The organism is Pseudoalteromonas sp. A25, from assembly GCF_009176705.1.
GTDB lineage: Bacteria > Pseudomonadota > Gammaproteobacteria > Enterobacterales > Alteromonadaceae > Pseudoalteromonas.
The window spans coordinates 1,360,533-1,380,488 of the sequence record NZ_AP021846.1; the positions used below are offsets into that span (position 1 = coordinate 1,360,533).

General features: G+C 41.5%; 19 protein-coding genes and 1 tRNA gene. 12 read left to right on the top strand and 8 right to left on the bottom strand.

What is annotated here, in order from left to right:
• The first annotated feature begins 110 nt into the window (after positions 1-110).
• From GDK41_RS06120 to GDK41_RS06145, 6 genes are all read left to right on the top strand, one after another.
• Positions 111-821, top strand: a complete 711-nt coding sequence (locus GDK41_RS06120) for a SapC family protein (protein WP_152085577.1) — start codon at positions 111-113, stop codon at positions 819-821.
• Between the two features lie 130 nt (positions 822-951).
• Complete coding sequence (locus GDK41_RS06125; RefSeq protein WP_152085578.1) at positions 952-2,010, top strand: isoaspartyl peptidase/L-asparaginase family protein; 1,059 nt, start codon at positions 952-954, stop codon at positions 2,008-2,010.
• A gap of 70 nt (positions 2,011-2,080) precedes the next feature.
• A complete protein-coding gene (locus GDK41_RS06130; RefSeq protein ID WP_152085579.1) occupies positions 2,081-2,509 on the top strand; it encodes a CBS domain-containing protein in 429 nt (142 codons plus the stop codon).
• Between the two features lie 115 nt (positions 2,510-2,624).
• On the top strand, positions 2,625-6,509 hold the full coding sequence (gene hrpA, locus GDK41_RS06135; protein ID WP_152085580.1) for an ATP-dependent RNA helicase HrpA: 3,885 nt from the start codon (positions 2,625-2,627) through the stop codon (positions 6,507-6,509).
• Between the two features lie 88 nt (positions 6,510-6,597).
• Positions 6,598-6,981 carry a response regulator gene (locus tag GDK41_RS06140; RefSeq protein ID WP_152087525.1) on the top strand — a complete coding sequence of 128 codons (384 nt, stop codon included), beginning with the start codon at positions 6,598-6,600 and terminating at the stop codon, positions 6,979-6,981.
• Positions 6,982-6,990: 9 nt separating this feature from the next.
• The gene (locus GDK41_RS06145) at positions 6,991-7,281 is read left to right on the top strand and encodes a PilZ domain-containing protein (RefSeq protein WP_152085581.1); all 291 of its coding nucleotides are present in this window, start codon (positions 6,991-6,993) and stop codon (positions 7,279-7,281) included.
• Positions 7,282-7,376: 95 nt separating this feature from the next.
• Here GDK41_RS06145 and GDK41_RS06150 read toward each other — a convergent pair whose 3' ends face one another.
• Positions 7,377-8,504, bottom strand: coding sequence for a serine hydrolase domain-containing protein (locus GDK41_RS06150; protein ID WP_152085582.1), 1,128 nt, complete (start codon positions 8,502-8,504; stop codon positions 7,377-7,379).
• A 216-nt stretch (positions 8,505-8,720) separates the two neighbouring features.
• Positions 8,721-9,911, bottom strand: coding sequence for a class I SAM-dependent methyltransferase (locus GDK41_RS06155; protein ID WP_152085583.1), 1,191 nt, complete (start codon positions 9,909-9,911; stop codon positions 8,721-8,723).
• 183 nt (positions 9,912-10,094) lie between these two features.
• Between GDK41_RS06155 and GDK41_RS06160 the strand changes: the two genes are divergently transcribed.
• The gene (locus GDK41_RS06160; protein WP_152085584.1) at positions 10,095-10,724 is read left to right on the top strand and encodes an HD domain-containing protein; all 630 of its coding nucleotides are present in this window, start codon (positions 10,095-10,097) and stop codon (positions 10,722-10,724) included.
• Between the two features lie 7 nt (positions 10,725-10,731).
• On the opposite strand, the gene GDK41_RS06165 is transcribed toward GDK41_RS06160, so the two are convergent.
• Complete coding sequence (locus GDK41_RS06165; protein ID WP_152085585.1) at positions 10,732-11,712, bottom strand: ion channel; 981 nt, start codon at positions 11,710-11,712, stop codon at positions 10,732-10,734.
• A 91-nt stretch (positions 11,713-11,803) separates the two neighbouring features.
• On the opposite strand from GDK41_RS06165, the gene GDK41_RS06170 reads away from it, so the two are divergent.
• Positions 11,804-12,481, top strand: coding sequence for a M48 family metallopeptidase (locus GDK41_RS06170; RefSeq protein WP_152085586.1), 678 nt, complete (start codon positions 11,804-11,806; stop codon positions 12,479-12,481).
• A gap of 24 nt (positions 12,482-12,505) precedes the next feature.
• Here GDK41_RS06170 and GDK41_RS06175 read toward each other — a convergent pair.
• A tRNA-Tyr gene (locus GDK41_RS06175) sits at positions 12,506-12,590 on the bottom strand.
• A 112-nt stretch (positions 12,591-12,702) separates the two neighbouring features.
• Between GDK41_RS06175 and GDK41_RS06180 the strand changes: the two genes are divergently transcribed.
• A complete protein-coding gene (locus GDK41_RS06180) occupies positions 12,703-13,224 on the top strand; it encodes a VC2046/SO_2500 family protein (RefSeq protein ID WP_152085587.1) in 522 nt (173 codons plus the stop codon).
• Positions 13,225-13,226: 2 nt separating this feature from the next.
• Here GDK41_RS06180 and GDK41_RS06185 read toward each other — a convergent pair whose 3' ends face one another.
• From GDK41_RS06185 to GDK41_RS06195, 3 genes are all read right to left on the bottom strand, one after another.
• Positions 13,227-13,685, bottom strand: a complete 459-nt coding sequence (locus GDK41_RS06185) for a YchJ family protein (RefSeq protein ID WP_152085588.1) — start codon at positions 13,683-13,685, stop codon at positions 13,227-13,229.
• Positions 13,686-13,699: 14 nt separating this feature from the next.
• On the bottom strand, positions 13,700-14,137 hold the full coding sequence (locus GDK41_RS06190) for a SulA-like leucine-rich domain-containing protein (protein WP_152085589.1): 438 nt from the start codon (positions 14,135-14,137) through the stop codon (positions 13,700-13,702).
• 168 nt (positions 14,138-14,305) lie between these two features.
• Complete coding sequence (locus GDK41_RS06195; protein WP_152085590.1) at positions 14,306-14,755, bottom strand: tetratricopeptide repeat protein; 450 nt, start codon at positions 14,753-14,755, stop codon at positions 14,306-14,308.
• A 118-nt stretch (positions 14,756-14,873) separates the two neighbouring features.
• Between GDK41_RS06195 and GDK41_RS06200 the strand changes: the two genes are divergently transcribed.
• The gene (locus tag GDK41_RS06200) at positions 14,874-16,163 is read left to right on the top strand and encodes an NCS2 family permease (RefSeq protein WP_152085591.1); all 1,290 of its coding nucleotides are present in this window, start codon (positions 14,874-14,876) and stop codon (positions 16,161-16,163) included.
• A gap of 27 nt (positions 16,164-16,190) precedes the next feature.
• Here GDK41_RS06200 and GDK41_RS06205 read toward each other — a convergent pair whose 3' ends face one another.
• Positions 16,191-16,952 carry a hypothetical protein gene (locus tag GDK41_RS06205; RefSeq protein WP_152085592.1) on the bottom strand — a complete coding sequence of 254 codons (762 nt, stop codon included), beginning with the start codon at positions 16,950-16,952 and terminating at the stop codon, positions 16,191-16,193.
• Positions 16,953-17,237: 285 nt separating this feature from the next.
• Here GDK41_RS06205 and cysB point away from each other — a divergent pair, with 285 nt between their 5' ends.
• Together cysB and GDK41_RS06215 are read left to right on the top strand one after the other, a co-directional pair.
• Positions 17,238-18,215, top strand: a complete 978-nt coding sequence (gene cysB / locus GDK41_RS06210; RefSeq protein ID WP_152085593.1) for an HTH-type transcriptional regulator CysB — start codon at positions 17,238-17,240, stop codon at positions 18,213-18,215.
• Between the two features lie 148 nt (positions 18,216-18,363).
• The gene (locus tag GDK41_RS06215) at positions 18,364-19,833 is read left to right on the top strand and encodes an amidohydrolase family protein (RefSeq protein ID WP_172971558.1); all 1,470 of its coding nucleotides are present in this window, start codon (positions 18,364-18,366) and stop codon (positions 19,831-19,833) included.
• Positions 19,834-19,956 lie beyond the last annotated feature (123 nt).

A 19,956-nucleotide genomic window follows, 5' to 3' on the forward strand; every position in this document is an offset into this window, starting at 1 on the left:
TGGTTACGTACTCATAGACTGAGATAAATATTTAACTTCCAATTTGTGCCTAAAACCTTTAGCCTTAGGCCCACATAAGTGATAATTACGTAAATGAATGGAGTAGTATTATGGCGGAGCAACAAGTGCAGCCTTTACACAACGAGAAGCATGCCAACATCAAAGTACAAAATGGCATTAACGTTGATTTCTTAAAATCACAGCACTTAATCCCAGTGGTCGCACATGAGTTCGCTCGTGTAGCAACAGAGTTCCCAATGGCGTTCGTTAAAAATAACGAAACAGGCCAGTTTCAAGCGGTTGCAATGTTTGGTTTAGAGCCAGGCGAAAACCTATTTGTTCAAGACGGCAAATGGAATGCAGGGTTTGCACCTTTAGCGGTAACTCGTTACCCATTTGGTCTTGTTAAGCACCCTGAAGAAGATCAATATGGCATTGTTATCGATGAAGCCAGCCCACTAGTTGGTGAAGAAGAAGGTAATGCGCTATTTGAAGGCGGTAAAGAAACTGAATATCTTGCTCGTCGTAAAGAAGCGCTTGTTAACTTCATCGAGTTTTCACGTGTAACTGAAGCGTTCACAAAACACTTAGCTGATAAAGAGCTGCTTGTTCAACAAACTCTTACTGTTGAAATCAAGGGCGAGAAAAAAGACATCAATGGTATTTATCTAGTTGATGAGCGTAAGCTAAACGAGTTAAGCGATGAAGATTACCTAGAGCTGCGTAAGCGTGGCTATTTAGCTCCTATTTTTGCTTTCTTAACGTCAACACACCAAGTTGCACGTTTAGCACGTTTAAAAGCACAGCGTGCTGAAGCTTAATAACGGCGATACAAAATAATTAAGAAAAAGGCACCCTCGGGTGCCTTTTTTATTGGCTGAACGTTTAGTCGCGTTTTTATTGCAAGTTGTTATGTTGACCAGCATGGTTAAGTTTTGAGGGGAGAAAATAATGAAACAGAGATATTCGTTGGTACCCATACTCGGGTTATGTCTTACTATATCAAGTCATGCTTATGCGAAAAACGCAGAAGAGAACAAACTTGCAGTTAAACCTATTGCTATCGCAATTCATGGCGGAGCTGGAACCATAGAAAAAAGTCGTTTTAGTAAAGAGCAAGACGTGGCGTATCGAGCGAAATTAAAAGAAGCGGTCGAAGCTGGTTATGCCGTGCTAGAGGCCGGTGGTGAAAGCTTAGACGCTATAACAACTGCGATAAATGTGTTGGAAGACTCGCCGTTTTTTAATGCAGGTAAAGGAGCCGTGTATACCTACGATGAAGAGCATGAATTGGATGCATCGATTATGGATGGCCGAGACCGACAAGCCGGTGCTATAGCTGGGGTAAAGCATATTAAAAACCCTATCAATTTGGCCAGAAAAGTAATGACAGACTCGGTCCATGTATTGCTAAGTGGTGAAGGTGCAGAAGACTTTGCAAAACGTCAGGGATTCGATTTAATTGATAATCATTACTTTGATACGCCACATCGACTGGAAGCATTAAAAAGTGCAAAGCAAAAATTAGAGGCTAAAAAGTCAGGCACAAAGTCTTATCAAGCGGCGCATCAAGCTCTCCCTAGTCAATATAAAATGGGCACTGTGGGGGCGGTTGCATTGGATCAACACGGCAACTTAGCGGCAGGCACTTCAACAGGTGGAATGACCGCAAAGCGGTTTGGCAGAATAGGAGACTCTCCTGTGATTGGAGCAGGCACGTTCGCTGATAACCGCTCATGTGCTGTTTCAGCGACTGGCCATGGCGAGTATTTTATTCGCTACAGTGTTGCCAGTGACATTTGTGCGCGTGTGCAGTATCAAAACAAATCCATTACGCAGGCCGGCAACGAAGTGATACATGACGTTTTGGCTCCAATTGGCGGCACGGGCGGGGTGATCATTGTTGATGCAAAAGGAAATATCAGTATGCCATTTAATACTAAAGGCATGTATCGAGCAAGTAAATCGAGCACTCAAAATACTTATGTCGGGATCTTTAAAAAGGATTGAAAAAACAGGCAATTCCGTACACGCCAGCTATAGTTAAATTGCTGGCGTTTTTTATATGGAGCAAATAATTATGCAATCGATTAAAGTCGCTGATTACTTAAATCATCGCCCTGTTACCTTCACTGTTGAAATGCGTATCGAGTCTGCGGTCGAAAAACTATTACAAAGCGCGCAATCGGGTGGGCCTGTTATTGATAGCGATAAGCGCGTTGTGGGCTTTTTATCAGAGCAAGACTGTTTGAGAAAAATGTTAGAAGCCACCTATCAGAATGAATCACACAGTGTGGTTGGTGATGTTATGAGCGCTAATCCTGTTTGTGTAAGCCCCAACGACAGTATTGTGCAAATAGCAGATAAAATGACGGTAAATAAACCTAAAGTGTATCCTGTTATAGATGAAGACGGTCGGTTAATGGGTGTGATCAGTCGAGCTAACGTGCTGTTAGCGATTGATAAGCATTTGCATGACGCTTATACCTCTGGTCACAGGTATGTGTAAAGTAGATTTACTATTAGCTCAAGCGCAACGAGATATTCTGCGTTAGAGCATAGGCTCAGTGAACGGTTTTTGATACACTACGCGCTCTTAAATTTAACAATGAATAGGTAGTGTAGTGAGTGTAGGACCACTGTTTGCTGAGCTGAAGTCTTGTCTGAAGAAAGATCAGTTTATTCTTAAAAAGCGTTTGCATGGTGCAAAAAAAATTGCTGATGCAAACAAACAAGGCAAAGTGGTTGCCACAATTAAAGCTGCGATAGAAAAAAGCCAGTCACTTAAAATACAGCGCAGCGAACACTTACCTCAAGTTTCTTACCCCGAACAACTGCCCGTCAGTCAGAAAAAAGACGAGATAAAAGCTGCTATTGAAAGCAACCAGGTCGTGATTGTTGCAGGTGAAACGGGCTCCGGTAAAACCACTCAGCTCCCGAAGATCTGTTTAGAGTTAGGCCGAGGTGTTGATGGTTACATCGGCCATACTCAGCCAAGGAGGCTAGCCGCACGTAGTGTCGCTAACCGTATTGCCGAAGAGCTTAACTGCGAACTAGGTCAACAAGTCGGCTTTAAAATTCGTTTTAGCGATCAAGTGTCTGATAATACCTATGTAAAGTTGATGACTGACGGTATTTTACTCGCAGAAATTCAGCAAGATAGATATTTAAATCAGTACGATACCATCATCATCGATGAAGCCCATGAACGCAGTCTGAATATTGATTTTATTCTTGGTTATCTTAAAAATTTGTTACCTAAGCGCCCTGATCTTAAAGTGATCATTACCTCAGCAACCATTGATCCAGAGCGCTTCTCTAAACATTTTAACAATGCACCAATCATCGAAGTGTCGGGCCGCACTTACCCTGTTGAAGTGAGATATAGGCCTGTTTTAGATACCGCAAGTAATGATAGCGAAGCAGAAAGCGATCAATTGCAAGGTATTTTTGATGCGGTAGATGAGTTGTGTTCTGAAGGTCCTGGCGACATTTTAATTTTTATGAACGGCGAACGAGAAATTCGTGATACGGCAGAGGCACTAGACAAGCGCAACCTAAAAGGCGTTGAGGTGTTACCTTTGTTTGCGCGCTTGTCTAATGCCGAGCAAAACCGTATTTTTGCACCACATAGTCAACGACGTATTGTGTTATCAACCAACGTTGCAGAAACGTCTTTAACGGTACCCGGTATTCGTTATGTCATTGACCCAGGAACAGCCAGGATCAGCCGCTACAGCTACCGTACTAAAGTGCAGCGTTTGCCAATAGAGCCTGTTTCTCAAGCCAGTGCGAACCAGCGTAAGGGTCGATGTGGTCGTGTTGAAGCGGGTATTTGTATCCGTTTATATTCAGAAGATGACTTTTTGTCACGCCCTGAGTTTACCGACCCAGAAATACTCAGAACTAACCTTGCGTCAGTTATTTTACAAATGCTCGGTCTTGGGCTTGGTGATATTACTGAGTTTCCGTTCGTACAAGCGCCTGACAGTCGTAATATCAATGATGGTATAGCGCTGTTAGAGGAGCTTGAAGCTGTTCATCCAAGTAAGCGACGTCAAAGCACTAAGCTAACCCAATCAGGGCGTACATTAAGCCGTTTACCTATCGACCCTCGTTTAGCCAAAATGGTCTTTACAGCAGACAAGCTGGGTGCGCTCAGAGAAGTGATTGTGATCGTGGCTGCTTTATCTATTCAAGACCCTAGAGAGCGTCCTCAAGATAAACGAGGCGCAGCAGATGAGAAGCACGCTAGATTTGAGCATCCAGATTCAGATTTTGTTGCCTTCTTGAACCTGTGGTATTACATCGAACAACAGCAACAAGAATTATCTCGCGCACAGTTTAGAAAGCTATGCCAAAAAGATTTCTTGGCATATATGCGTATTCGAGAATGGCAAGATATTGTTTATCAGTTAAGTACCATCTGCGGGGAAATGAATATGCAGTTGAGTGATAATCAAGCTGAGCTCGACAATGTTCACCAAGCGCTGTTAAGTGGTATGTTGAGTCATATTGGCGCCAAGGATGAAAAGCAGCATTACAAAGGTGCACGTAATAGTCAATTTCATATTTTCCCGGGTTCAAGCCTGTTTAAAAAGAGCCCTAAGTGGTTGATGTCAGCAGAGTTGGTTGAAACCAGTAAACTCTATGCGCGCATTAACGCCAAAATTGATGTGAACTGGATTGCACCATTAGCGCAGCATGTGGTTAAACGCAGTTTTAGCGAACCACATTGGGAGAAAAAGCCCGGCTGTATTATCGCTTTTGAACAGCAAACCTTATTTGGGTTGATTATTGTTGCGCGTAAGCGAACGGTTTATAGCCAAATAGAGCCCAAACTTTGTCGAGAATTATTTATCAAAGAAGGATTGATTTCACAGCAGCTTGGGCAAAATGAAGGGTTTTTACAACACAATCAATCGCTAATAGACGACATTCATGTGCTAGAGCAAAAGGCTCGTCGTCGCGATATTCTGGTTGATGAGCAAACTTTGTTTGAATTCTATGATCAGCGCATTCCACAAGATGTTTGCACACGTGCGGGCTTCAATCACTGGTGGAAAAAGCAAAAACAAACTGATAAGCGCTTTTTGCATATGAGCAAAGAGTTGCTGATGCAGCATGATGCTAAACAGATCACTGAGTTTGATTACCCCGATGTGTGGCAGCAAGGTAATTTAATGTTGCCGCTGGAATATCACTTTGAACCAGGGCAAGCCGTTGACGGTGTTTTAGTGAGTATTCCATTAGCATTGTTAAACCAAGTCGATGAGCAGGGTTTTGATTGGCATGTGCCGGCATTTCGCCATGAATTGATCTGTGGTTTGATCAAAAGCTTACCAAAAAACTTACGTCGCAACTTTGTACCAGCGCCCAATTATGCCGATGCGGTATTGGCATCAATAGAGCCCATGCAAGGCGCTTTGCTTGAAGTTTTAGCCAATCGCTTATTACGCATGACTGGCGTGAAAGTGGAAGTTGAAGACTGGGACTTAACTGCGCTTGACTCACATTTAAAAATTCAGTTTCAAGTAATAGGTGATAACAACCAAGTTATTGCTCATGGCTTTGAACTACAAACGCTCAAAGAGCAATTGCAAGGAAAGGTATCTGATACTCTTTCTCAGGTAGCTGAAAAAGGCATAGAGCGCACAGACTTAACCCAATGGGAATTTGGGCAACTGCCGGCAGAATACACTAAAAAGCAAGGAAACTATGAAATAAAGGCGTTTCCTGCGCTGGTGGATAAAAAGTCTTCTACGGCGATTGAACTATTCGATAACCCAACCAAGGCTTTGGTTGCTCATCAAAAGGGCTTACGCCGTTTGGTGCTATTAAATGTACCGTCACCAATAAAATATTTACAACAACACTTACCAAATAAAGCAAAGCTCGGTTTGTATTTTAACCCATTCGGTAAAGTACAAGATCTGATCGACGACTGTATTGCAGCTGGGGTTGACTTATTGTTAGCTGATGATAATGATATTCGTGATGAGCAAGCGTTTGAACAAGCAAAAGAACGTATCCGAGGTGATCTAGGTGATGCAGTTGTCAGTATTGCTACTCAAGTTGAACAGGTATTGAGTATTGCGCATGCAATTAACAAGCGCATGAAAGGCAGGGTCGACCTGACGATGATAACAGCGCATGGAGATATTAAGTCTCAACTAGAGTCGCTTATCTTTAAGGGCTTTGTGAGTGCTCATGGTGCAGCGAAGTTGCCTGACCTGCTACGTTACATGAAAGCGATAGAAAAGCGTTTAGAAAAGCTACCTGTTGACCCAAACAGAGATAGGCTATGTGTGCTCGAACTCGAAAAAGTGGCCGATGCATATCAAAAAGTGGTGTCACGTATTCCAAAAGGGCATCCTTTACCCGATAATGTAATGGATATCTTTTGGATGCAGCAAGAGCTGCGAGTATCATTATTTGCGCAAACCCTTGGCACACCTTATCCAATCTCAGCAAAGCGGGTAATGAATGCTTTGAAGGAATGTGAATAATTGCTTTATTAACTTGCAATTTACCCCAAGCCAATTACCTTATTAATAGGAACTATTTTTGGATTTTGAAAAGGAAGTGACATCAACTATGTCCACTCATGAACAAAGGAATAACACGCCCCATGTATTGGTGGTCGATGATGAATATTTTAACTATGAAATGCTCAGCATGGCTTTGTCTGATGCGTTTACGCTTAGTTATGCCGATTCGGGAAAAAGTTGTTTATCCAATGCGATAGCACACAGACCCGACGCCATTTTGCTAGACGTATGCATGCCAGGCCTTGATGGGTATGACACATGTCGCATGTTAAAAAATACACCGGAAACTAAAGATATTCCTGTGGTAATGGTGTCTGGATTAGAGTCAGAACAAGAGCAACAAGCTGGCTATGAAGCGGGCTGTGACGCCTATGTGATCAAGCCGTTCACCATTCAATCCTTATTAGAACAACTAAAATCAATGGTTTAAGGGGGTAGTATGTTGCACGAAGACAAACGACGGTTTATGCGTATGATGGTTAACGCAAAGGCTAGGTTAACGATATTAGAGTCGGGTTTAACTTTTGACGGCAAATGTCATGACTTAAGTGCAACAGGGTTGTCGATAGAAGTCACTGAGCCCGTTGAAGCAAATACCATGATGGAAATACATATTGACTCAACCAGTGCGGCTATCCCACCACTGAACGCCCATGCTAATGTTGTGCGCTGCTCGCAAGAGCAAGATGGTCAATATGTGTTGGGGTTGGAAATAACCCAGTTTAATTAAAAACTTTAACTCTTCGCATAGCCTTATGTTGAGCGCTATGTAAAGAGTTATGTGAGAAGTGCCGATAACCAGGTTTACGCAGATGGTCTAAATTACTATTGATTATTTTTTTGCTCACTCCCTTTTGCCAGTAGATGGCGCATTAGTTTCCTACCAAGCATCACAAACTCTCTACCACCACTTGAGGTAAGTAAAACGACTCCGCTATTCGATTGTGGAGCAAACACATATTCGCTGCCAAACCCGTCTAAGTCTCCGCCATGCCAATAAACGGTTTGTGGGTATAATCCTAGTTCAGGTGTTGCTGAAAACATGCCATAACCGTAGTTCAGCCCATCGTACAAGCCAGTTGCATAGTCCACCTGACTTGAGAATAATGGGCTAGTTGGCTTATCTGCTGAATGATTGTTATAAGCGATAAGTTGCTTTTTCATTAATTCGAGCATGGCATCGATAGAGGCATATGCGCCGCCATGCGGTGTTAACAGGCCCATATCCCATGCATTTGTTGCAACATCTCTTTGGTCTTTACGATAGGGTGTTACAAGGCGCTTTTGAAGCTGAGGTGACAGTTGTACATATACATCATTAACAGCAACGCCATCATTAATATAGTGCTTTACAAGTTGCGTGTAGGTTTTTCCAGACACTCTGCTTGCAATGTAGCCTAATAATGCATAGTTAAAATTTGAGTAAGCAAATTTGCTATTGGGTTGATGATCAAGCTCTACAGTTTTTAGGGCTGTTAGTAGTTGAGCTTCGCTATATCCGCCTTTCATCGCATCGCCATCAACCCGTGTTACGTTGCTAGGATAGTTGGGTAACCCAGAGCGATGGCTTAGCAATGTATCTATTGTTATGTTTTTTAAAACGTTTTTTTCTATAGCTTGAAAATGGTCAGGGAGTAGCTCAGCAGCACTGCTAGTGCGTGATAATCGACCCTCATCAATCAACGCCAAGGTAATTATGCTGGTGAGCACTTTGGTTTGAGAACCAATTTGGAACAAGCTATCGTCTTTAATAGCTTGGTCACTATTTCGATTATAAACACCATAGCCGTGTTTAAACGTGACCTTGCCATTTTCAATAACCCCTACTGATATAGCAGGTACGTTATTGGCCTTCATATAGGCTTTTATTTCGTTATCGAAAAAATCATTATCCGCAGATACAAAAGGTGAGATAAAGCACAGTGTAATAAGTGCTGAGCGAAAGAGAGTCATATAGCTTCCCTGATAATTGTACTTCAGTAGTATTAGGAGGTTTAAACTTTTGTTTTAAAATGTAAAGTTAACTGAGGTAGGGAAAAGCAACAAGCTATATCAAAGGAGAAGTTGTTACAGAATGTGAGGGTTGGCAACACATATGTACTTAAAAGAAGACGAATAAAAATGAAAAGGCGACTAGGTACAAATACGTACCTAGTAATGCTCAATTGCTTAGTAAACCTTACAAATAAGCCCTTTTAAGTAAAAACCTTCTGGATAGTTACCAGAAATAGGGTGGTCAGCAGCTTGATTTAAGCGCTCCATTATCAACAAATCTTTACCCGCATCAAGGGCGGCATCGGCAACCACTTTTTGGAATAGGTTTTGTTCCATTAATCCTGAGCAAGAAAAGGTGAGTAGGGTGCCACCAGGTTTTAAAATTTGCATGGCTATCATATTGATATCTTTGTAACCACGGCAAGCACCATTAAGTTGTGCTTTGCTTTCTGCAAATTTAGGTGGGTCCATCACGATAGTGTCGAACAACTTGCCTTCATCACGATACTGGCGCAGCAGCTTAAACACGTCTTGTTTAACAAACTCGACTTTTGATAGGTCAAGGTTGTTGTGTTCAACGTTACGCTTTGCCGTATCCAATGCGGGTTGAGAAACATCTACGTTAATGACTTTTTCACAGCCACCACGCAGCGCATACAGCCCAAATGTACCGGTGTAGCAAAAACAGTTTAAAACGTCTTTGCCTTTTACAAAACGCTCTAATGCTGCGCGGCTATCTCTTTGATCTAGATAAAAACCCGTTTTATGGCCATTGATGATATCTACTTCAAGTTTTAAACCATTTTCTTCAATAACAACGGGTTCGCTCGGTGTGTCGCCCCATAATGCACCAGTGGTTTTTTCAAGGCCTTCTTTTTTACGTACATCAACATCAGAACGCTCGTAAATATGGCAATCGGGGAAGAGTTCACGTAGTGCCATTAAGAGGTCGCCTTTGTGACGCTCTGCACCTGCGCTGAGTAACTGGCATACCAGATAATTATCAAACTTATCAATGGTGATACCAGGTAAACCATCAGACTCCGCAGCGCTTAAGCGATAGCCAGTTAATCCACCTTCTTCAATAACTTGCTGGCGGGCATCAAGTGCTCTGCGTAAGCGTTTAACAAAAAACTGAGCATCGATTTGCTCTTCTTTATCGAAGCTCCACACTCTTGCGCGAATTTGTGAGTCGGGGCTGTATGCCGCGGTTGCTAAATACTGACCGTCGTGGCTATATACTGTAACGGTATCCCCTAAGGCTGGTTTGCCCTTTATTTTTTTGATTGCTTTGGAGAAAATCCACGGGTGCTTACGCTTAAGAGACTTTTCTCTACCGGGCTGCAAATACAGGGCACAAGACATAAAAATTCCTTACAAAATTGAATGCTTGCCATTTTAGTGAAGGCCATGCCAACATACAATCGAAACACAGGAATAATATTCTCAAGATGCTTGATAGTAATTACTTACATTAAGCCGTCTATTAATAGCAACCTAAAATAAAGCGCTCTGCGACTGAGTTTGTAGTAATGATAAGAGAACGTGATGCAACATATTGAACAGGCATGTAAAAATTTTATGGTCAACAGCGTATTTGCTGATACCGCACATGACCTTACACATATTGAAAGAGTAGTGAAAACAGCAAAAGAGCTGGCAGAAAAAGAACAGGCAGACTTGGCGGTAGTAATCCCAGCTGCATGGTTGCATGATTGCGTGGCTGTAGCAAAAAACCACCCTGATAGAGCTCGAGCCTCAAAAATGGCGGCAGATAAAGCCGTTACATTTTTAAAATCAATTGGCTATGACGAAGCTAAACTGGATGCCATTCATCATGCGATAGTTGCCCACAGCTTTAGCGCCAATGTAACACCTAAAACACTTGAAGCTAAGATAGTACAAGATGCAGATAGAATGGATGCGCTGGGTGCAATCGGCGTGAGTCGTTGCATGAAGGTAGGAGGGGCTATTGCAAGGCACTTATACCACTCTGATGACCCTTTTTGTGAAAATCGTGAAGCAGACGATATGCGCTATACGCTTGACCACTTTTTTATCAAGCTATTACATATCGCCCAGCAGATGCATACTGATTCAGCTAAGGAAGAAGCGCGCAAACGAACTGATTTTATGCATACATTCTTAGAGCAGCTTAAGCAAGAAATCGCATCTTAAACGCATGCTAGCGAGTCATGCGTTTTACAAATACGACCACGAAGAGCGCTAATGAGAAGCTGCCAGTAAAAGCCTCAATGGCTGCAATAAATCGGGAGACTCCTACGGGAGTTATGTCGCCATAGCCGAGGGTAGTAAAAGTAACAACACTGAAATAAAAACTGTTCAGTAACGCGCTGATATTTTCTTGTATCGAATTGGAAGGATTGAACTGTAAAATTTGCGTGTCGTAGGTAACGCCAAACAAAAAGTATAAAATGGCACACACCACGATCATCGTTAAACTAAAGCGAATAACATTTTCGGGTTTTTCACCATAACCACAGAGTAAGTTAATAAAACTGGATACGAGTCTGCGCTGAGAGTTTTTTGGGTACTGTTGATGGCGCATGCGCAGCTCTTGATAAGTATACTTACCCGCCATTTCAAATAAACCTTGTTGCTCAGCGCCTTTACGTAGTAAGCGATATATTTCCTCAGACTGCAGGAATAGATCGTTAGCATCTTCTGTTCGTTTTTCTTTTAAAGCGATAAAGCCTTGCTGCTCTTGGAGAAGTTTGTCGCCAAGGTATAAATTGTCAATGCGTGTGTTATCGAGCTTTAGTCCCAGTAAATTGGCTTTTTCTAAATGGCAGCAATGTAAATTTGCTTCTCTAAGATCGGCTTTCATTAAAGAGGCTTCACGAAAGGTATTATTGAATAAATGAGCGCCCTTTAAATTGGCTCGATAAAAATTACTGTAAGACAAGTCATAGCCGCTGTGATCGCCAAACTTAACCAGGTTAAGCCCTTCAAGATTGGCGCGTTTTAGTTCTAAGCCTTGCAGCAAGCCACCTCGTTTTGCGTAGCGCTCCAGTTTATGGGTTAACTCTAAACCACTTTTGTCGAATTTTGCATCGTGCCAAAAACAAAGTCCGGAGCCCATATCGATTTCCTGGCATTGGTGGCCATCGGGTGATTTATACTGACAACTGGGTTTATCACTCATAGATACCTGATCCTTTTGCCTATTTATTTTAATAGATTAGCAGCTAATTAGCGCGGTAGAATGGAAGCGATGTAATTTTTTTAAAATCAATATGTTTGAATATCAACTAAAACTCAGTAAAAAACGCAAAACAATTGCCTTAAGAGTCACCGACCAAGGGATTTTGGTTTATGCGCCACAAGGTGCCTGCATCAACGGTATTGAACGTTGGCTTGCGACAAAAAAAGCGTGGGTAGCAAAGCAGCGGCAAATTATTGCAAAGGGCGCACAGCAACAAGCTCCTTGGCATAGTGGCAAAGTGTGTGTTTTTGGTGATGAATACGAATTTATTTGTGATAGTAAAATGTCTTCACGTATCGACCATCAACTAAAAAAAGTGGTCATACGAACAACGGCAAAATCAACAATTCAGTCAATTCGTAAGGCGTTATTGCAATTGTTAGCAACTGAACTTGAATACTATATTGATAGCCGCTTATATGCTTTGAGCTTACAGATGAACGCACCGGTTGAAAGTGTTAAATTTCGCGAATATAAAAGTCGCTGGGGGAGTTGTTCGAGTCAAAAAGCACTTACCTTTAACGTATTACTCGCAGGTGCACCTAAACGAATGATTGATTACGTTTTGATACATGAACTAGCTCATTGTCATGTAATGGCGCATAACAGCGCGTTTTGGTCACTGGTAGCTGAGTACGACAGTAATTACAAAGACGCAGTAAATTGGTTCAAAGTTAACGGCAAACAGTTATTTATAGATAAAGAATAAAGGGATAATGAAAGCAATAAAAAGTGGTGGAGGGGGCTGGATTCGAACCAGCGAAGGCAGTGCCGTCAGATTTACAGTCTGATCCCTTTGGCCGCTCGGGAACCCCTCCTAAACAACGGCGGTGATAATATCAAAGTTTCTTATTAAGTAAAGAAAACTGCTAAAGAAATTTTAAAAAATGCCGATAAAAGCATAGATTCGTAATTAATTGGTGAAACTCTATGCAACTTGATGCAGTCTTAACCAGAGAAGATCAGCTTGGTAGCGCTTTGTCAGTCAGTGTGGCTGAGCATCGCAGAGCAGACTTTGCAATGTTATTGGCAATGCTTTCTCAAGATGCATTAGATTTTAGCCAGTTTCACCTACCTGAAACCCAAGCAGATGAAGCTGATTTATCAGAGTACGCCCTAAAAAAAGAATTACAAATTGGCCCACAACGCGCTCTGGCGCCTGAACAATTTGATATATTGATTGGTCAAAACAATGCAAAAGTGCTTGAGCAAAGCAGTTTAGTATCATTGAAATTACAAGACTGCTTACGCCCAGAGCCCCTAGCCGTTCGTAATGATAAGACGCACATTCCATTGGTTGTTGTAGACAACTGCGATATTGCTGTGAGAAAGCGCTTAGAAGCGGTAAAAAGTGGTCATTCGGTCGAAGAAAAACCCGCTATGAATGCAGCGGGCTTTTACGACCAAATAGCGGGTGGGCACATGCAAAGTGCATTGCAACTAAGCGCTTAAATTTAGTTGCTGTGGCATTTTTTATATTTTTTACCACTGCCACACGGGCATTCGTCGTTTCTGCCTATTTTAGTTTCTAAAGTTGGTAAAATTGTACCATCCAGATACTTCCACTGCTCAGACTCCTTAACAAACAAAGATTTCTCGTGAAGCATGCAAACCTTGTTTTCAGCAATATAAGTTGCTTTAAATTCCACATAGCTTGCTTCAGAGGTGCTGCCCGTATCGATTATTTCCAACTTAATAAACTGAGCAACATCGGCAAATGCCAAAATATCTTCAACGCTATGGTGTTGCTGTTCATTTTGAACATAGGTTGCTCTTATATACTCCGCATTTTTTGTACAGTAAGCGCTGTAGCGAGAGCGCATTAGTTGTTCGGCAGTAGTGGGTAGGTGTGAGCTGTTAATGAATGGCCCACAACATTCTTCAAAAGGGGTATTACTTGAGCAATAACACATAAGCTCTTACAAAGTTAAGACATCAATGTGCTTATTGTACATGTTTCTTTATCAACGGTTTTAGAAAAGCAATAAATTTCTGTATTTGAAGAGGGTAAGCGCATTGTCGCAAGTTCACTAGGAGAAAGGATATCAGTCCAAGTGATCACTGCTGCAAAATTACCATTGTTTAAGGCTGATGTAAGAACATAATTAAGGTCTAGAATGTGCTTTTTCCTGATAACTAGCAGTTTACTTGCGTCAATTGAACAGCTATCCATCATTGCCTTATTGGGAACATTGTCTGGGGCAATTAATAATGTCCAGCCTTTCTTTTGATTACATTGATGAACAATTTTCAATAACTCTAAGCTAGCACATATGTCATCAGATGTTTTTACAACATGATGGTTAGTAACAGCTGCCTGCGCTAAATCTGATGGTGCTTTTAAAACTGAACTTGCGTGTAACATAATCAACTCACTGGTGTTATATACAGTATGTGTATACAGTAGTTTATACAGTAATTAGATGCAAGGAAAAATTGTTAGTTTTTTATACAAATGCAAATCAAAGCGCAGAGCTAAACTTCACTCTGCTTTTCATGTATTTGATAAATAAAAACTAATTTTATGGGAGGATTAAGATTTAATAAATGAGAGTTGGTGAATTTGCTCGTACAATGTGGCGGCGTAACAATGGGCATCTTTAATGCGTTTGGTAGATAGGTGAGGTTTGAGTTGCTCAATCATCGCATCAGCAGCTTCCATACCTTGGCTTTGGGCGAGTACCAGCCAAGCCATAGCGTGGAAAGGGCTTTGCGGCACGCCTTGACCTTTGACAAACAGCAAGCCTAAATAAAACTGCGCTTTATTATTGCCCGACATTGCAGCCATGCGAAACCATTTAGCTGCCAGCGGATACGCCTGCTCTTTTAGGTAGTAAAGGCCTTTTTTAAGTGCGGCTTGTGGATCGTTATCTTCAGGCAGCTGTGCATCACTGTTTATCGGCGCAGTAACAAAGTTAAGCACGTTGAGCAGTTGTTGCTCCAAATCTTGGCTGGCCGAATTTTCAAATTGTTCTCGTTCCATAGTCTAACCGCAATAATAAACTTATTAGAAGTGTAGTTGAATTTTAACGAAATTGTCCGAATAAACCAGTGATTTATGTTAAAATCCAAACACTTGTTTCCAATTTATAACCATTGATATGTTAGAACGCATTTTCGCCATTCGACAACAGGGCTCGAGTATTAAAACTGAGGTACTGGCTGGTTTAACAACCTTTGTGACTATGGTTTATATCATTTTTGTAAATCCGCTTATGCTCGCCCAGGCTGGTATGGATATGGGTGCAGCATTTGTTGCTACCTGTATCGCGGCGGCTATTGGTTGTTTTATTATGGGCTTTTGGGCCAATTACCCATTAGCTTTAGCGCCGGGTATGGGGCTGAATGCTTTTTTCACCTATGGTGTTGTACTTGGTATGGGACATTCTTGGCAATCAGCGTTAGGAGCGGTGTTTTTATCTGGTTGTCTATTTTTGCTATTGAGTATTTTTAAAATTAGAGAGTGGGTTATACAAGCAATTCCGCTCGTTTTAAAGCAGGCAATTGCCACTGGTATAGGGGCCTTTTTAGCATTAATAGCACTCAAAAATGCAGGGATCATCGTTGCAAATCCAGCTACCTTAGTGCAACTTGGCGACATTACACAAGCAGGGCCATTACTCGCAATTTTTAGTTTTTTTATCATCGCAGCACTCATGTTCCGAGACATAAAAAGCGGTGTTCTTATCAGTATAATGCTTGTTACGGGAGCTGCTTGGAGTCTCGAGTTGATAACCTACCAAGGGTTGACCTCCATGCCACCTAGCATATTACCAACACTTATGGAGCTTGATATCGCAAGTGCGTTTGAGTTATCTATGTTAAGTGTTGTGTTTGCTTTTTTATTTGTGGATCTATTTGATACTTCGGGCACTTTGGTCGCTGTAACACATAAAGCCGGTCTGGCTGATGAGCAAGGCAAAATGCCAAGGCTCGGCCGGGCGTTAAGTGCTGATAGTAGTGCGACAATTGCAGGTTCAATGCTTGGCACTTCGACAACTACCTCTTACATAGAATCAGTATCTGGTGTGTCAGTTGGGGGTAAAACAGGGTTAACAGCGGTGGTGGTTGGCATATGCTTTATACTGATGACCTTTTTCGCACCCCTAGCAAAAATGGTGCCTGCATATGCGACCGCTGGTGCAATATTATATGTTGCGGTGCTAATGCTACAAAATCTAAAATTTGTGAACTGGGATGACATGAGCGACGCAATACCAGTTAGTGTGGTGCTGTTAATGACGCCGTTGACATTTTCTATTGCACATGGAATTGCGCTTGGTTTTATCGCTTATACTGCCATAAAAGTCGTTTGCAAAAAGGCTGAGGAGGTCAGCGCAAGTGTTTGGCTTTTGACTGCATTGTTTGTACTGAAGTTTTCACTAGAGTGACTAAGATAGACTGATTAAGTGGTAATACTACCACTTTTTCTTAGGGGCAAATAACACATCTAGGTCGTCTTGTTCTTGCTCTTTTTTCTTCTTAACTGACGACGCATTAGAGGCTTTTAGCTCGGTACTTATTTCTTCTAAATAGGCTTCTAGCTGGGCTTTTCTTTCTGTAACGTATTCATCACTGTAGGTTACAGCATTAATTGTTGCGTAGGCCTTTTCAAAATACTGACGAGCTGAGCCAACCATGTTGGCGGTGCGTGCTGATACGCCACGCTTAATCTGGCTTTCCACATTGATGCGCAATTGTAGCTTTTCTAAGCGACGATCTTCTGCAACAAAAAGTTGCGTGTCTACCTTACCTTTAGAGTGCTCGGAGCGAATAACGTGCCTTAGGCGCTTAATTCCTTGAACTAAAGCAATGAGTTGTTTGTCTGCCTCAGGTAAATTTAAGCTATCAGCTTGGGCATCGGGGTCAAGCTGAGTATTTAACCTTTCTTTTGCATCGTTGAGGCGGTTTTTTAATTCTTTATTAGTTGGAGACAGCTCTACCATTACACATAGAGCATCATATACTCGGCGTTGAAGAACTCTTGTCACAAGTTCTGACATAGGTATATTGCAGCTATTTACAATAATGTCTTCCGATTCTTCAATGATTTTTTTCTGTTTTGTAAGCTCTTTTCTGCGTTCAGCCTCTTGCTTCTCTCTGTGTTGCTGAACTGCACTGACCCACACCGCTATAACGATCAAAGCAACAATCAACATAATAATGATAGAAACAAACATAACTGACTTCTCTTAGACCACGACTCAAAACATGAATTTTTATCTTACATCAATTAATTGCAATCTGAACAGCTTTGCGTTCATATGGATGAAATTTTTTTAAAAAATCATTATTTATCATTATAGACCAATCAAATCATTTTATGTGTTTACAATCATCTAGCAAGCAGAGCTATCTCGTTTGCAGTAAATATGCTAGCCTAACTAAGATTGGCTCTATCCCAAGCTGAAACTAGTAGCGCGCTGTGATCATTGCCTTGTAAAAACTAATAAGAAAAATAAGCTATGAAATTACAACAACTTAGATATATCGTAGAAGTTTTAAACCATAATTTAAACGTATCAGCAACAGCTGAAAGTCTTTATACATCGCAGCCAGGCATATCCAAGCAAGTGAGGATGCTAGAAGATGAGTTAGGTGTGCAAATATTTGGCCGTAGCGGCAAGCACCTTACGCATGTGACAAACGCGGGCAATGAAATTATTAACATCGCCCGAGAGATTTTGTCAAAAGTTGAGGGGATCAAAGCAGTCGCGAATGAGCATACCTTGCCTGATCAAGGTAAGTTAAATATCGCAACAACCCATACTCAAGCACGTTATGCACTTCCCGGCGTGATTCAAGGGTTTATGAAAAAGTATCCAGCGGTCTCTTTGCATATGCATCAAGGAACGCCACAACAAATATCAGATGCCGCTGCTCGTGGCGACGCAGACTTTGCCATTGCGACAGAAGCACTTCATCTGTATTCAGACCTTGTTATGCTACCTTGTTATCACTGGAATCGCAGTATTGTGGTCGCCAAAGATCATCCACTGGCACAAAAAGCGCATAATCTGAGTGTGCAGGATATAGCAAAATACCCACTTATTACTTACGTTTTTGGCTTTACTGGTCGTTCAGAACTAGATAAAGCGTTTAACGCACATGGCCTTGAGCCTCATATTGTTTTTACAGCCACTGATGCAGATGTTATTAAAACCTATGTTCGTTTAGGGCTTGGTGTGGGCGTGTTAGCATCAATGGCCATAGACAGTGTTGCAGATCAAGACCTTGTATGCATAGATGCAAGTCATTTATTTGAAGCGAGTACAACTAAAATTGGCTTTAGAAAAGGCAGTTTTTTGCGCGGATATATGTATGACTTTATCGAGAGGTTCGCGCCTCATTTAAGTAAAGATCTGGTTGAAAAAGCCAGTTTGCTGCGCAATCAGGACGATGTAGATGCGCTATTTGCTGATATTCCGTTGCCTGTAAAATAACTGGTATATCGAAAAATGCATGCTGCGCACTTACTTTTGGTCACGTTCGCAGCATCTAACCTTATCGCTGTAATGTCGTGTAATGGAAGCCTTTTAAAATTCATCTAACTTTTAATTAGAGTAACTAGCTAGTTGGATGTATAGAAGAATGAAAGGAACACCTCACCTCAGTTCGTACTTCTCTCTTAATCATATTTTTTTTGATGGCTTTTTAGATAAGTTGTCATCATTGCCACTTGCACAATCTCGCTCGATTGATAGTCACACACCAACAGAGTCTGAATGCTGCGTATTTTATGGGAAAATTTATTGTCAATTTGAGCCATGTGTAGAGGTAGCCGAGGCGATGCTGGTAAAAAACGGCTTAGTTAAGGTATTGGGGAGTGCTCAACAAGTTGATGATTACATCAACCTGTCAGGTTTAAAGCCACGGTTTCAGTATTTAGATGAGCGGCATGTTATTTGTCCGGGTTTTGTTGAACCTAATATGCATTTGGTCATAAGTGCCATTTTACAGCAGTGGAGTAACCTAGGGCCGTTTGGGTTCGATTGTACTTGGCATAAACTCATGCCAAATTACAGCTTTTGCTATATCGCTCGTGCGTTACTTTATCTGGATAAAGCATTATCGCAACCGAAAGATTGGTTGCTTGGTTATGGGCTATGTAGTGGTTTATTAGGGCACAACATTAATGACAATCGTAAAGAGGTTTATGATCTTATTAACCAACTTAATGTGAAAAGACCGGTTGCAGTTTTGGATGCAAACAAGGCAATGGCTTATATTAATGAGCCTGCACAAGAGTTGATTTATGAGTATTTGACGTGTAGTGGTACGAGTCCATTTACTTCAAAAAAAATATTCAAAGAGTTTGTAGATAACCAAAAAGGTTTATACAACGAGCAACTACTATGGCTTGTTGGAGCGCTGCCAGACCTTCAACTACAAACCCAATTGGACAATATATACGAATATCTAGATAAAATTGTAAATTTAGCGCTGAGACAGGGTGTGACTCATATTGGTATCAAGGACACACATCCTTTTGCACGTAGAATTTTAGCTGAGTATCAGCCAGCGAATATAAACCTGGTTGAGCCAAGAGATAACTGGATATATGCGCTTAACAGCCTAGATTGCATAAATAGCGATTTAAATGCTATTAACGACCATACGGATAGGTCAGTTGTAATTAATATCGGTGATGTTGGATATTGTGGATATGAGTGGGTACAGAGTTATCATGGTCAATCATTGTTGTTGCCTTGCCAACAACTTGTAGCCCAAGGTTACAATGTGTGCTTGCAGTCTGGATTTCCAATGCAACCGCTAGGTCCAATGCGCGCTGCCGAACAAGCTTGTACGCGAATAATGGAATATGCGCCGGGTTGTTATACTCGTCACGAGCGCTCATTACTGCCAGAACAGTGTCTAACTAAAGAGCAATCCTTAAATGCCATTACCAGTGCGAGCGCTACACATTTGGGCTGTGAAGGGGGGAAGCTACAAGTTGGTGGTCAGGCAAATTTTGTCCATTTATCAGATGATCCGCTTGCCACAAGCCATTGTTTTAGAGACCTTGCAATCATAAATTGCTATAGCAACGTAACCTCTTAAAGCTTTCCATGGACAAGGCCCCTTGTTCTGGAAGTTATAACCACAAATTAATATCAAGTATTAATTAAACTCTAGTTGTTCACCGTAATATCCCTACATTAAATTCTTTTTATTCATAGTTTT

Bases quoted from the DNA above. Each gene is read 5' to 3' on its own strand.
- GDK41_RS06130 (WP_152085579.1), top strand. From the start codon at position 2,081: ATGCAATCGATTAAAGTCGCTGATTACTTAAATCATCGCCCTGTTACC.
- GDK41_RS06120 (WP_152085577.1), top strand. From the start codon at position 111: ATGGCGGAGCAACAAGTGCAGCCTTTACACAACGAGAAGCATGCCAAC.
- GDK41_RS06155 (WP_152085583.1), bottom strand. From the start codon at position 9,911: ATGTCTTGTGCCCTGTATTTGCAGCCCGGTAGAGAAAAGTCTCTTAAG.
- cysB (WP_152085593.1), top strand. From the start codon at position 17,238: ATGAAATTACAACAACTTAGATATATCGTAGAAGTTTTAAACCATAAT.
- GDK41_RS06165 (WP_152085585.1), bottom strand. From the start codon at position 11,712: ATGAGTGATAAACCCAGTTGTCAGTATAAATCACCCGATGGCCACCAA.
- GDK41_RS06215 (WP_172971558.1), top strand. From the start codon at position 18,364: ATGAAAGGAACACCTCACCTCAGTTCGTACTTCTCTCTTAATCATATT.
- GDK41_RS06140 (WP_152087525.1), top strand. From the start codon at position 6,598: ATGTCCACTCATGAACAAAGGAATAACACGCCCCATGTATTGGTGGTC.
- GDK41_RS06150 (WP_152085582.1), bottom strand. From the start codon at position 8,504: ATGACTCTCTTTCGCTCAGCACTTATTACACTGTGCTTTATCTCACCT.
- GDK41_RS06125 (WP_152085578.1), top strand. From the start codon at position 952: ATGAAACAGAGATATTCGTTGGTACCCATACTCGGGTTATGTCTTACT.
- GDK41_RS06160 (WP_152085584.1), top strand. From the start codon at position 10,095: ATGCAACATATTGAACAGGCATGTAAAAATTTTATGGTCAACAGCGTA.
- GDK41_RS06185 (WP_152085588.1), bottom strand. From the start codon at position 13,685: ATGTGTTATTGCTCAAGTAATACCCCTTTTGAAGAATGTTGTGGGCCA.
- GDK41_RS06195 (WP_152085590.1), bottom strand. From the start codon at position 14,755: ATGGAACGAGAACAATTTGAAAATTCGGCCAGCCAAGATTTGGAGCAA.
- GDK41_RS06190 (WP_152085589.1), bottom strand. From the start codon at position 14,137: ATGTTACACGCAAGTTCAGTTTTAAAAGCACCATCAGATTTAGCGCAG.
- GDK41_RS06200 (WP_152085591.1), top strand. From the start codon at position 14,874: ATGTTAGAACGCATTTTCGCCATTCGACAACAGGGCTCGAGTATTAAA.
- GDK41_RS06145 (WP_152085581.1), top strand. From the start codon at position 6,991: ATGTTGCACGAAGACAAACGACGGTTTATGCGTATGATGGTTAACGCA.
- GDK41_RS06180 (WP_152085587.1), top strand. From the start codon at position 12,703: ATGCAACTTGATGCAGTCTTAACCAGAGAAGATCAGCTTGGTAGCGCT.
- GDK41_RS06205 (WP_152085592.1), bottom strand. From the start codon at position 16,952: ATGTTTGTTTCTATCATTATTATGTTGATTGTTGCTTTGATCGTTATA.
- GDK41_RS06170 (WP_152085586.1), top strand. From the start codon at position 11,804: ATGTTTGAATATCAACTAAAACTCAGTAAAAAACGCAAAACAATTGCC.